This is a genomic window from Alkalibacterium putridalgicola, assembly GCF_040959045.1.
GTDB classification, from domain to species: domain Bacteria; phylum Bacillota; class Bacilli; order Lactobacillales; family Carnobacteriaceae_A; genus Alkalibacterium; species Alkalibacterium putridalgicola.
Genome location: NZ_CP162615.1, coordinates 2,031,742 through 2,044,017, shown reverse-complemented (window position 1 = coordinate 2,044,017; position 12,276 = coordinate 2,031,742). Strand labels below are relative to the sequence as shown.

Here is a 12,276-nt window from a genome sequence, read left to right as displayed (position 1 = left end):
TTTTTGTATGCCTTGCCTCCGGTTTTTCTATTATGACCTAGCCAAATATGATATGATGAAGGTATGTTTATATCAATGAATAAAGGAGATAATCAATGACTGCTTCAGTAAAAGTACATGAGCTTGTAGATTCAATGGATGATTTGCTTGTCATTGTCGGCGAAGAGAATCTGGATAGAAATATTATGATCAGTGATTTATCAAGACCTGCGTTGGAGCTTACCGGATACTTCAGTTTTTATCCTCAAGATAGAATTCAACTGTTAGGTAAAACCGAACTTTCATTTGCGGAAAAAATGACTAGCGATGAACGCTATATTGTCATGAAGCGTATGTGTCAGGCGGAAACACCAGCTTTTCTGATTTCGAGGAATCAGGAACCACCGAAAGAACTGTTAAAAGCGGCAGAGGAAAAAGGCATTCCCGTCCTTCTCTCAAAACGCTCAACGACTCGTTTGTCTTCAAATGTGACAAATTTTTTGGAAGAACGCTTAGCTGAACGTATATCTCAACATGGTGTCCTTATAGATATATACGGTATGGGAGTACTGATCATAGGCGATTCAGGGATCGGTAAATCTGAAACGGCCCTTGAACTTATACAGCGTGGACACCGTCTGGTCGCAGATGACAGAGTAGAGCTTTACATGATGGATGAAAGACGTATCATTGGGGAACCACCGGAAATTTTGAGAAATCTGATCGAGATCAGAGGGATCGGTGTCATCGATGTCGTCAATCTGTTTGGTGTCGGTTCGATTCGTACGAAAAAACGCGTAGACCTTGTTATTAATCTTGAGCACTGGGATCGTAACAGACAGTATGACCGTTTAGGGCATAATCTGGACAAAATGCGCATATTCAATGTCGATATTCCGAAACTCTCTATTCCAGTTAGAGTCGGGCGTAATCTGTCGATCATTATTGAAATTGCTACAATGAATATACGTGCCAAGGAAATGGGATATGATGCGACTAAAACATTCGAGAATAATCTGAATAAACTAATAGAAAAGAATACGCGGGAAGAATAGATGGAGGCTCATAAATGTATAGTGTTATAGGTAATATAGATCCGGTTGCTTTCAGGTTAGGTCCTTTAGAAGTAGCCTGGTATGGGATCATTATTGTTATAGGGATGTTTCTTGCTATCTGGTTAAGTATGCGTGAAGCAAATAAGCAGGGAATAGGCGAAGACTTCATCATTGATCTGGCATTTTGGCTTATCCCGATGGGGCTGATCGGTGCACGAATATATTATGTCTTATTTGAACTGCCGACATATTTAGCTGATCCACTCAGTGTTTTTTATATTTGGGAAGGGGGGATAGCGATTTATGGAGGCTTGATCCTTGGGTTTATCACGATGTATTGGTATAGCCGGAAGAATGATGTCCCCGTCTGGCTTTTAGTCGATATCCTGGCTCCCCATGTTATGATCGCCCAGGCCATTGGTCGATGGGGGAACTTTGTCAATCAGGAAGCCCATGGTGAGGCAGTCAGTCGTCAGTTCCTTGAGGGACTTCAGCTCCCTGACTTCATCATCGAACAGATGAATATCAATGGAACGTATTACCATCCAACCTTTTTATATGAATCAGTATGGAATATCGTCGGCTTTATCCTTCTAATGCTCTTGAGAGCAAAAGACAAGCTGCTGCTTAGAGGAGAGGTCTTCTTAGGTTATCTTGCCTGGTATGGTCTAGGCCGATTTTTCATTGAAGGCATGAGAACGGATAGTCTTTATATTGGAGCTTTCCGTGTTTCACAACTGCTTTCTCTACTGCTGCTGGTTTCAAGTATTGGCTTGATCATCTATCGACGCTTTTATGTTTACCCAAGACCGCCTTATTATTCAGAGGGCATAGAACCTGAAAAAGTGTTTGAAGAGAAACAGAAAAAGTATCATCAGAAAAAAAGATGAATAAATGACACGAACGTCAACAATCAAAGGATGGGATAGAATGGGAAGAAAACTGGCTGTTTTAGGCGCTGGCTCCTGGGGCAGCGCTTTAGCGAACGTTTTAACTGAAAATGGTCATCATGTCAGTATCTGGACCAGAGATCAGGCTCAAAAGAACGAAATCAATTCCAGTCATACAAACAAACATTATTTGCCTGAATTTATATTTCCGAATGAAATCGTTGCAACAACAGATTTGAAAAAGGCGATTGAAGATGTTGAGGCCATTGTCATAGTGATACCTACAAGTGGAATCCGAGAACTGGCCCAGCGGTTAAATACGATCCTGGACAGAAAAGTAACGATCGTCCATGCATCAAAAGGACTTGAACGAGAAACACACAAGCGCATCTCCACTATCCTTGAAGAAGAACTGTCTTCTGAAAGCGTCACAGGGATCGTAGCCTTGTCGGGCCCCAGTCATGCCGAAGAAGTGATCAATCGTGACTTGACGACTATCACTGCGGCATCTGTTGATACTGAAAGTGCCCGATATGTTCAGAAACTGTTCATCAATGATTACTTCAGAGTCTACACAAACACTGATATTGTTGGCGTGGAGATCGGTGCAGCTTTGAAAAATATCATTGCCATCGGAGCGGGCATAATTGCAGGACTTGGGTATGGAGATAATGCTAAAGCCGGCCTGGTAACCCGCGGCTTAGCTGAAATCAGCCGTCTCGGTGTAGAGATGGGGGCTGATCCGCTGACTTTTATGGGGCTCAGCGGTGTAGGAGATTTGATCGTCACCTGTACCAGTCCACATTCACGTAACTGGCGGGCAGGTTACCAGTTAGGTAAAGGAGAAGCTATCCAAACTGTTCTGGATAACATGGGGATGGTCGTTGAGGGTGTATCAACGACACAGGCTGCCTTCGAACTGGCCAGAGAGCATGAGATAGAAATGCCGATTACTGAAGCTATATATGATGTGTTATACAAGGATGCTGAAGTTAAATATGTTATACTGAATCTGATGCAACGTGAAGGCAAGGCAGAGTAATAGGTTTTGCCTGAAAATCTATATAAAGGAGTAGAGCGAAAATGAAGAAAGTAAGAAAAGCGATCATTCCTGCCGCAGGATATGGGACTCGTTTTTTACCTGCAACAAAAGCAATGCCTAAGGAAATGATCCCCATTGTGGATAAGCCGACGATTCAGTTTATTGTAGAAGAGGCGATTGCCTCCGGTATCGAGGACATCCTTATCATAACAGGGAAGCTGAAAAGACCGATCGAAGATCACTTTGACTCTAATCCGGAACTGGAAGAAAATCTGCGTAAAAAAGGCAAAGAAGAGCTGCTGGAACTAGTGGAAGAGACGACAGGACTCAATCTATATTTCGTCAGACAACCGTATCCTTTAGGCTTGGGTCACGCTGTCCTGCAGGCTAAAGCATTTGTGGGAGATGAACCCTTCGTTGTTATGCTTGGAGACGATGTGATGGCCGATGAAGAGCCATTGACAAAACAATTGATTGAAGGGTATGAAAAGACCCACGCTTCTAATATTGCAGTTATGCGTGTGCCACATGAGGAGACATCAAGTTACGGGATCATCGATCCAGAAGCGGAAGCGGAAGACGGATTGTATAATGTACGCAAATTCGTTGAAAAACCGGCTCCCGAAGATGCGCCAAGTGATCTGGCAATCATTGGCCGTTACCTCCTGATGCCTGAAATTTTCGGTATCCTGGAAAATCTTGAACCGGGTGTCGGGGGAGAAATCCAGCTTACCGATGCAATAGATGAGCTGAACAAGACTCAACGTGTTTTTGCCAAAGAGTTTAAAGGTGAACGTTATGACGTTGGAGATAAATTCGGATTCTTAAAAACAACGATTCAGTACGGACTCAAGCATCCTCAGGTAAAGGATGATCTGAAAAAGTACATCCTGGATTTAAGTAAAGAACTGGAATCTGGATCGATCGTAAACAATATGGATCCTGAAGCCCATGAACTCGAGTCAGCGAAGATAGACGAAGAATGAACGCTCAGTTAAGCTCCATTTATAATGAACAGGATGAGTTCATGCTGTTCATTATGGAAGGAGCTTTTTTCGCTTGACAAATACATAGAATCTGGTAAACTATATAAGGTGAATCACTTACAAAAAGTAAGTACATGATTCTGAAAGCTTATTATGATAAACTAACTACTATAAATCAACTAATTTAATGCTTAGTGAGAGGAGCATGTCTGAATGGAAAAGGTAAATACTGTTTATGATGTCATCGTGATCGGGGCAGGCCCCGGCGGACTGACAGCGGCTTTATATGCTTCACGTTCAAATTTAAAAACACTGATGCTTGAAAAAGGGATCCCCGGTGGACAGATGAATAACACTGCTGAAATCGAAAACTATTCTGGTTTCAAGAGTATCATGGGACCTGATCTATCAATGAAGATGCTTGAAGGTGCAACACAGTTTGGTGCGGAACATGTCTATGGAGATGTTCGGGAAATCGTTGATAAAGAGACGGTAAAAGAAGTTATTACATCTGATAAAACGTATCAGGCGAAAGCTGTTATTATTTCAACTGGAGCTGAACACAAAAAGCTTGGCGTCAAAGGCGAATCAGAATTTAATGGCCGCGGCGTATCATATTGTGCTGTATGTGATGGAGCATTTTTCAGAAACAAACACGTTGTTGTCGTGGGCGGAGGAGACTCAGCTGTTGAAGAAGGAGCTTACCTGACACAATTTGCTGATAAAGTAACGATCATCCACCGTAGAGACGAACTGAGAGCACAGAAAATCCTGCAGGATCGCGCGTTTAAAAATGACAAAATCGACTTTATCTGGGATTCTGTTGTTGAAGAGATCGTCGGCGATCAGAGTGTCACCGGAGTCGCAGTGAAAAACGTGCAAAACGGAGAAACGTCTCTCCTTGAAGCTGATGGTGCATTCATTTATATCGGTCTGCTTCCGAACTCCGAAGCATTCCAGTCACTGCCGATCACCAATGAAGAAGGCTGGATCGAAACGGATGCCAACATGATGACACAGGTGCCTGGGATTTTCGCTATCGGAGATGTCAGAGACACTGTCTTGAGACAGGTTGCCACAGCTGTTGGAGACGGATCCGTTGCCGGAAACGCGGCATACCAGTATGTAGAAGAATTGAAAGAAAAAATGGAAAAGCAGAACGTATGAAAGAATGATGAAGAAGAGCAGGAGAGGTGAATCTCCTGCTCTTCTTTTTTTGCGTATACGTTCTGAAATGAGGCTGATCCTTTTGGAAGACTCCCCAAATGAAATAACAGGAAAGGGCAAAGCAGGTGAAGCAAACGTTTCTTTATTTTATAGCTTTGATTTTAATAATGATCATAGCTTCTCCTGTTAAATTGTTAACATGTACTCTTTTCTTATGCAAGATAGTGATAAACATGATACAATTAATTTATAAGGGTCACCTGAAAGAAATCATATAGAGACGAGGGATTAATATGGATTGGAAAGAAACATATCAGACTTGGTTGAACTATTCAAAATTGGATAAATCACTGAAGAAAGACTTGGAAAAACATAAAGAGGATGAATCGAGGCTCGAAGATGCTTTTTATACATCGCTTGAGTTTGGCACTGCAGGTATGCGTGGGATCATAGGAGCTGGAACGAATCGTATGAATATTTATACTGTTCGCCAGGCTACCGAAGGACTGGCTCTGTTTATAGAAGAGCAAGGCGAAAAAATGAAAGAGCGTGGCGTCGCCATTGCTTACGATTCACGTCATATGTCTAAAGAATTTGCAGTGGAATCAGCTCTGACATTGGCTGCCCACGGCATCAAAGCTTATGTCTTTGAAGAATTGAGACCGACACCTGAATTATCTTTTGCTGTGAGACACCTGAAGGCAGCCGCAGGGATCATGATCACTGCCAGCCATAATCCGCCGGAGTACAATGGATACAAAGTTTATGGCGAAGACGGGGGGCAATTGCCGCCAAAAGAAGCAGATGATTTAACTACTTATGTCAGAAGTGTAACGGATATCCTTTCGATCGATGCTTTGGATAGAGAAAAAGCAGAAAAAGAAGGTCTTTTAACATTCGTCGGTAATGATATTGACAGAAAATATTTAGAAGCTCTTCGAACAGTAACGATCGATCAGGACCTGATCGACAGACAAGGAAGATCTTTAAAAATAGTATTCACTCCGCTTCACGGCACAGGACAGATGCTTGGGGAAAAAGCATTAAAGCAAATCGGCTTCAAAAATGTATCATTTGTAGATAAACAGTCCGAACCGGATCCTGATTTTTCAACAGTGAAGTCACCAAACCCTGAAGATCCTGCAGCCTTCAAGCTGGCTATTGAAAAAGGTAAAGAAATCGATGCGGATGTTCTGATCGCTACTGACCCGGACGCTGACCGTCTGGGACTGGCAGTGAGAACGGCTAAAGGGCATTATGAAGTGCTCTCAGGTAATCAGATCGCTGCGCTGATGGTCGAGTATATCTTTAAAGCTCATTCACTAAAGGAGTCTTTGCCTAAAAATAGTGTGATGTTAAAATCTATCGTTTCAAGCAATCTGCCGAGTGTGATTGGGGACAAATATGGTGTAGAAACGATCGATGTCCTGACAGGATTCAAATTCATTGCTGAGAAAATAAAAGAATTTGAAACAGATCATTCTAAAATATTCATGTATGGATTTGAGGAAAGCTATGGCTACCTCATTCAGCCTTTTGTAAGAGATAAAGATGCGATTCAAGCATTAGTAATGGTTGCTGAAATGACAGCCTACTTTAAAGAACAAGGATACAGCTTGTTTGATGCCATTCATGAGCTCTATCATGAACATGGTCACTACGAGGAAAAAACGATCTCAGTCAAAATGGATGGAATGGAAGGCACAGAGAAAATCAATGAAATCATGAGTAGCCTCCGTTCACAGACACCTGAAAAGTTTGGGGATATCCAGGTCATCATGGTAGAAGATTTCAAGACGCAGACACGACAAAAAGGGTCTTCTGAAGAAAGTATCGAACTGCCGCCAGCTAATGTACTGAAGTATACACTGGCTGATTCAAGCTGGATCGCCGTGCGTCCGTCAGGTACAGAACCGAAAATCAAGTTCTATATCTCAGCATGCGATGACTCGGGTGTGGCAGTCAAAGAAAAAATAGAAGCATTCGAAGCAGATATCCGTTCACGAATCGATTTTTAATTTTACTCTAAGTTCACAAGCAGGAGGCAGCAAATATGAAAAAGAATGTCGGACGTACAGATAGAATCATTCGCATCACTTTGGGGATTATTCTTTTCCCGCTTTTATTTCTGCGATCAACTTTGTACAAGCTGATCGGAATAGCTTCCATTCCACTGATTGTGACTGGCCTGACTCAAAGGTGCGGTGCTTACGCATTGATGGGAATGGACACATGCGAAAGAGACTAAGCAAAAACGAAACGCGAACAATAGGTGTCCTTAGTAAGGATACTGGACTTAGTAATTAGAAAAACACCGTCGAATCAAGGATCACATTTCCTCGATTTGACGGTTTTTTCTTTTCATTCCTATTTTACCAGATACATTCCAGTGAAAATCTGTCCGCAGCACTATGACCAAGATGTGACTTTTTGTTAATGTGGTAGTAATGACACACCAGGGATGTTATAATAAATAGAATGAGACAGGAAAGATGAAACACAAGACTGAAAGAGTGAACAGGAGTGAGAACATTGAATGAAAAACTTGAACTTGTCATAATAACCGGTATGAGCGGAGCCGGGAAAACGGTCGCCATGCAGAGTTTTGAAGACATGGGATACTATTGTATCGATAATATGCCTCCGAACCTTCTGCCGACATTCTGGAAACTGGTCCGGGAATCGGGGCAATTCAGCAAAATTGCTCTTGTTATGGATCTAAGAATGAAAGACTTTTTTGAAGAAGTTAATCAGGTCCTAGTGACCATGGATAATACTCCTCATATCACTACGCGTATTGTGTTCCTGGAAGCGACAAACGAAGAGCTGGTCACACGATATAAAGAAACACGACGAGCTCATCCGTTGGCCAAAAACGAGCGGACAATAGAAGGTATAAAAAAAGAACGGCAATTATTAAATGACATAAAAATGCGTGCACAGCTGGTCATAGATACCACATCTCTGACTCCACGGGAATTAAGAGAACAGCTGATCAAGGAATTTAAAGAAAAAGAAAGACAGATGTTCCGAGTAGAAATCGTTTCGTTCGGTTTCAAATATGGTCTCCCTATCGATGCAGATATCGTCATGGATGTCCGTTTTCTGCCGAATCCACATTATATCGAAGAACTCAGACCGCAGACAGGACTGGATAAACCCGTCTATGACTATGTGATGCAGCAGACAGAAACTGAAATGTTCTATAAGAAGTTCACTGACTTGATCGATTTCACCTTACCGGGTTACAAAAAAGAAGGAAAGAGCAATGTTACTATTGCTATAGGTTGTACCGGCGGAAAACACCGGTCCGTTGCATTAGTTGAGCGCATTGCAAAACAAATCAAAGCAGATGGGTATCATGTCAACGTGTCTCATCGCGACAAAGATAAAGTAAAGGAGTCTGTTGTGCGATCATGAGACTGGAGACGTTTAAAAAGAGAAAACCCAAAATAGTAGTGATCGGTGGCGGCACAGGTTTGCCTGTCATTTTGAAAAGTCTAAAAGAAAAGGATGCCGACATCACTGCCATCGTGACGGTTGCAGATGACGGTGGAAGCAGCGGCGTTTTACGCAGAAGCTTCAATGCGGTCCCGCCTGGCGATTTAAGGAATGTGCTCACGGCCCTCTCTGAAATCCCGGAACTGCAGCGGGAGATATTCCAATACCGCTTCCGTACGGATGATCAGAGTTTGTCGGGCCATACTATCGGTAACCTGATCATATCAGCCATGGCAGATATGCGGGGAAATATCTATGAGGCCATCCAGCTGCTTGCCAAAATGATGCATGTCAAAGGACATGTATATCCAGCAGCTGAAGAGCCATTGAACTTGCATGCAAGGTATATGGATGGCACGACTCAAAGCGGAGAATCTCAGATCCCCAAAAAAGGAAAAATGATCGATAGAGTATCTGTAACCTGTGTTGAAGAGGAACGTCCTGTGCAGGCGAGCAGAAAAGTCATATCAGCGATCATGAATGCTGATATGGTGGTGCTCGGACCAGGGAGTCTCTTCACCAGTATTTTGCCGAATATCATGATTCCCGATATCGGTAAAGCCTTGGTCGAAACAGAAGGGAAAGTCGTTTACATTTCCAATATCATGACACAGTTAGGTGAAACCGAAGGCCTGAATGATGCGGACCATATCAAAGTACTGCACAAGCATCTCGGAACAAAATTCATAGATATTGCCCTGACGAATATTGGAGATGTACCTGCCGAATACATCGAACAGGAAAAAAATGAAGACTATCTTCTTCAAGTCGAACATGATTTCAAGAGTCTGCAAGAAGAAGTTCCGATGATCATATCCGATGACTTTTTACTGCTGACAGGTAGAAGCGTCTATCACAATGGTGAAAAGGTTGCTGAAGAAATATTTAGAACGGCATTCAACAGCCAGAGAAAAATGAAAGAATACCTATAGAAGTGAGTACTGAATCATCAGTCTTGCAGTTAAAAGGAAGTGAAAGCAATGTCATTTGCGTTTGATGTAAAAAAAGAATTAACACTGCTTGAAGTGCATCCGGAACATGCCAAGGCTGAACTGGCTGCCTTGATAAGAATGAACGGTACGTTAAGCATCCAGGATCATGATTTTTTATTAAATGTACAAACTGAAAATGCCGCTATCGCTAGAAGGATCTATTCCTTGATCAAAGATAATTTTGATGTGGAGTCAGAACTGCTTGTCAGAAAAAAGATGAAACTGAAAAAAAATAATGTGTATATCGTCAGGCTGAAAAGCGGCTGTAAAGTCATCCTTAAAGAATTGGGGATAATGGATGGCATGCTGTATCACGGTCATGTTCAGGAAGAAATCAAGACCAATAAACAGAAAATCAAATCTTATCTAAGAGGCGCTTTTCTGGCCGGTGGATCAGTGAATAGCCCAGACACGAGCCGTTATCATCTGGAGATCCATTCAAGCTATGAAGAACATAATAATGATATCTGTGAAATGATGCAGGTATTTGAGCTGAATGCACGGGTACACGAACGAAGAAATGGTTATATCGTCTATCTGAAAGAATCTGAAAAGATCGCCGATTTTCTGGCATTAATAGGTGCTACCGGAAGTATGTTCAGATTTGAAGATGTACGTATTGTACGAGACATGCGTAATTCAGTTAACCGTTTAGTGAATTGCGAAAATGCAAATCTGAATAAAACGATCGATGCAGCATCCAAGCAAATCGAAAATATCCGCCTGATCGAAAGAGCAAGGGGATTAGATACTTTGCCTGAAAAACTTAAAGAAATTGCCGTGGTGAGGGTGGATAATCCGGATATCAGCCTGAAGGAGCTGGGTGAGCTGCTTCCTAATGGCGGGGTTTCTAAATCAGGTGTCAACCATCGTTTGAGAAAGATAAACCAAATCGCCGAAGAAATAAGGCAGAAAAATCCTGCTTAATAAATTAGTGGTGCATAGCTTGGCGCATATAAAATAAAAAACGGGGGACTTCCGTATTTATAAATGCTCGAAGGGTACAATTTACTGAATATCTAACGATATTAGATTTGCACTTTTGGATTCCATTGCAGATATAACCCCCTCGTATATATAAGCAGCTCTGTCCGACTATGATTTAAATGGACTGCAATGTTCTATGGCAGGAGCTTCGCAACTCGTCGACGATTAGTTTTCTTTCTACAGGATCACTGAGCCGATAGAGTGTTTAATCTTTTCTAGAATAAGAAGCGCGTGTGAACTTAAGATGTCGCGAGTTAAACAGGGGCGCCACGATCCACGGATGTCTAGCTAATCATCACTTACTAAAAAAATCAGTTCTCGTTTTATGAGAATTGGTTTTTTTAGTTATCCTTGAGATATCAGGCCGTGAATATATTTTTTCCTTCTAATTTTTAGTATAGTATACATATATAGTAGAGGGGGTGAACGTTTTGATACTGAAAAGAAAGTATATCCTGAATCTTACATTCATTATATGTCTGTTTTTATTAGGGGCATGCACCGAAAAGGAAGCGGAACCATCTCCTTATGAAGAGGTGAATACTATGGAAAATGTGAGGATCGAACTCGAGAAAGATGTGTATGATCCTGAAGGTGAGACCTTTATCTTAAATACCATCAATGATTCTGAAGATGAGATCTCCTATGGGGCAGCCTTCAGTCTGGAAAAAGAGAAGGCTGGTGAATGGTATGTTGTCGAACCGAACGAAGAGATGGCATTTATTATGATCGTATATTCTCTGGATCCTGGTAAAAAGGCTCAGGAAGAACTGTCTATGGAGTATTATGAACCTCTGAAAACGGGTAACTACCGCATAGTTAGAGAAATCGAAGGAGAAGTGCTTGCTGCTGAATTCGAAGTGCAGAAATAAAAGACGAATCATTTGAGCAATGATTCGTCTTTTATTTAATTATCAAAATTTGTTTTTATCGTGTTTATTTTCAGGACATTGGGATTCGATCCCACTTTTGAAATATAGTCCATAGTATCAAAATTGTTCGGCAAGTGTAAGGTATATAGATCTTCGCAGAAGGTCGTTCCGTCTTCCATATACGTAATGGTATGGTCAGTTGAAACAACGGAAATATTATTTTCTGTGAAACTGTTTTCCAGATACTTCAATGTTTCTTCACGGTATTTATACGTTATCCCCAGCTGCTTGGTCCGGTCTATTTTGAATATTGTTTTTAAAAGACGCAGAACGACCAGCATGATAAACGCGCCTGAGAGGGCCATAAAGTAATATCCCATTCCGACTGCGATACCTAAACTTGCAACAGCCCATATGGAAGCAGCCGTTGTTAACCCAGTGACAGTGCGTTTACTAACGATGATGGTTCCAGCGCCCAGGAAACCAATACCGTTGACGATTTGAGCAGTGAGCCGTGTAATATCAGAGGTCAAAATATTGGCTAAGTCTGGATTGTCTTTAGAAAAATCCAGCAGCCAGCTGCTGGTTTCCAGTTGAATCATGGTGATGATGGCCGCGCCTAAACTCACCAGCATATGCGTACGTATACCGGCATCCCGACCTTTTAATTCTCTTTCGAATCCGATAATTCCTCCCACCAGTGCCGCCAGTAATAAACGTATAAGCATTTCGCGTTGATCTATAGCCATAGTATCCTCCTCTGTGATCTTTATACTATTATGATAAATTAATGCATAAATTTCAA

General features: G+C 41.8%; 12 protein-coding genes. 11 read left to right on the top strand and 1 reads right to left on the bottom strand.

Going from position 1 to position 12,276, the window contains the following annotated elements; all coding sequences use genetic code 11:
- The first annotated feature begins 95 nt into the window (after nucleotides 1-95).
- The 11 genes from hprK (at nucleotide 96) to AB4027_RS09680 (ending at nucleotide 11,471) form a co-directional block, all read left to right on the top strand.
- Nucleotides 96-1,034, top strand: coding sequence for an HPr(Ser) kinase/phosphatase (gene hprK / locus AB4027_RS09730; RefSeq protein ID WP_368645186.1), 939 nt, complete (start codon nucleotides 96-98; stop codon nucleotides 1,032-1,034).
- Between the two features lie 14 nt (nucleotides 1,035-1,048).
- On the top strand, nucleotides 1,049-1,924 hold the full coding sequence (lgt, locus tag AB4027_RS09725; RefSeq protein WP_368645185.1) for a prolipoprotein diacylglyceryl transferase: 876 nt from the start codon (nucleotides 1,049-1,051) through the stop codon (nucleotides 1,922-1,924).
- 40 nt (nucleotides 1,925-1,964) lie between these two features.
- A complete protein-coding gene (locus AB4027_RS09720; RefSeq protein WP_368645184.1) occupies nucleotides 1,965-2,966 on the top strand; it encodes an NAD(P)H-dependent glycerol-3-phosphate dehydrogenase in 1,002 nt (333 codons plus the stop codon).
- 41 nt (nucleotides 2,967-3,007) lie between these two features.
- Nucleotides 3,008-3,952, top strand: a complete 945-nt coding sequence (galU, locus tag AB4027_RS09715; RefSeq protein ID WP_368645183.1) for a UTP--glucose-1-phosphate uridylyltransferase GalU — start codon at nucleotides 3,008-3,010, stop codon at nucleotides 3,950-3,952.
- Between the two features lie 213 nt (nucleotides 3,953-4,165).
- Nucleotides 4,166-5,119, top strand: coding sequence for a thioredoxin-disulfide reductase (gene trxB, locus AB4027_RS09710; protein WP_091488318.1), 954 nt, complete (start codon nucleotides 4,166-4,168; stop codon nucleotides 5,117-5,119).
- 293 nt (nucleotides 5,120-5,412) lie between these two features.
- Complete coding sequence (locus tag AB4027_RS09705; protein ID WP_368645182.1) at nucleotides 5,413-7,137, top strand: phospho-sugar mutase; 1,725 nt, start codon at nucleotides 5,413-5,415, stop codon at nucleotides 7,135-7,137.
- A 35-nt stretch (nucleotides 7,138-7,172) separates the two neighbouring features.
- Nucleotides 7,173-7,367: a DUF2892 domain-containing protein gene (locus tag AB4027_RS09700; protein ID WP_091488321.1), complete on the top strand. Its 195-nt coding sequence runs from the start codon at nucleotides 7,173-7,175 to the stop codon at nucleotides 7,365-7,367.
- A 284-nt stretch (nucleotides 7,368-7,651) separates the two neighbouring features.
- Entirely contained in the window at nucleotides 7,652-8,539 is an 888-nt protein-coding gene (rapZ, locus tag AB4027_RS09695; RefSeq protein WP_091488323.1) for an RNase adapter RapZ, read from the top strand.
- The gene (gene yvcK / locus AB4027_RS09690; RefSeq protein ID WP_368645181.1) at nucleotides 8,536-9,552 is read left to right on the top strand and encodes a uridine diphosphate-N-acetylglucosamine-binding protein YvcK; all 1,017 of its coding nucleotides are present in this window, start codon (nucleotides 8,536-8,538) and stop codon (nucleotides 9,550-9,552) included. Before rapZ ends, yvcK begins: the two co-directional genes overlap by 4 nt.
- A gap of 48 nt (nucleotides 9,553-9,600) precedes the next feature.
- Nucleotides 9,601-10,539 carry a DNA-binding protein WhiA gene (gene whiA, locus AB4027_RS09685; protein ID WP_091488326.1) on the top strand — a complete coding sequence of 313 codons (939 nt, stop codon included), beginning with the start codon at nucleotides 9,601-9,603 and terminating at the stop codon, nucleotides 10,537-10,539.
- A gap of 605 nt (nucleotides 10,540-11,144) precedes the next feature.
- Nucleotides 11,145-11,471, top strand: coding sequence for an immunoglobulin-like domain-containing protein (locus AB4027_RS09680; RefSeq protein ID WP_368645180.1), 327 nt, complete (start codon nucleotides 11,145-11,147; stop codon nucleotides 11,469-11,471).
- Nucleotides 11,472-11,506: 35 nt separating this feature from the next.
- Here the strand turns inward: AB4027_RS09680 and AB4027_RS09675 are convergent, their stop codons facing one another.
- Nucleotides 11,507-12,220, bottom strand: coding sequence for an MgtC/SapB family protein (locus AB4027_RS09675; RefSeq protein ID WP_368645179.1), 714 nt, complete (start codon nucleotides 12,218-12,220; stop codon nucleotides 11,507-11,509).
- Between the last annotated feature and the right edge of the window lie 56 nt (nucleotides 12,221-12,276).

Coding starts and splice junctions, on each gene's coding strand:
- lgt (WP_368645185.1), top strand. CDS start 1,049: ATGTATAGTGTTATAGGTAATATAGATCCGGTTGCTTTCAGGTTAGGT.
- whiA (WP_091488326.1), top strand. CDS start 9,601: ATGTCATTTGCGTTTGATGTAAAAAAAGAATTAACACTGCTTGAAGTG.
- yvcK (WP_368645181.1), top strand. CDS start 8,536: ATGAGACTGGAGACGTTTAAAAAGAGAAAACCCAAAATAGTAGTGATC.
- AB4027_RS09675 (WP_368645179.1), bottom strand. CDS start 12,220: ATGGCTATAGATCAACGCGAAATGCTTATACGTTTATTACTGGCGGCA.
- AB4027_RS09680 (WP_368645180.1), top strand. CDS start 11,145: ATGGAAAATGTGAGGATCGAACTCGAGAAAGATGTGTATGATCCTGAA.
- AB4027_RS09720 (WP_368645184.1), top strand. CDS start 1,965: ATGGGAAGAAAACTGGCTGTTTTAGGCGCTGGCTCCTGGGGCAGCGCT.
- hprK (WP_368645186.1), top strand. CDS start 96: ATGACTGCTTCAGTAAAAGTACATGAGCTTGTAGATTCAATGGATGAT.
- trxB (WP_091488318.1), top strand. CDS start 4,166: ATGGAAAAGGTAAATACTGTTTATGATGTCATCGTGATCGGGGCAGGC.
- galU (WP_368645183.1), top strand. CDS start 3,008: ATGAAGAAAGTAAGAAAAGCGATCATTCCTGCCGCAGGATATGGGACT.
- AB4027_RS09705 (WP_368645182.1), top strand. CDS start 5,413: ATGGATTGGAAAGAAACATATCAGACTTGGTTGAACTATTCAAAATTG.
- AB4027_RS09700 (WP_091488321.1), top strand. CDS start 7,173: ATGAAAAAGAATGTCGGACGTACAGATAGAATCATTCGCATCACTTTG.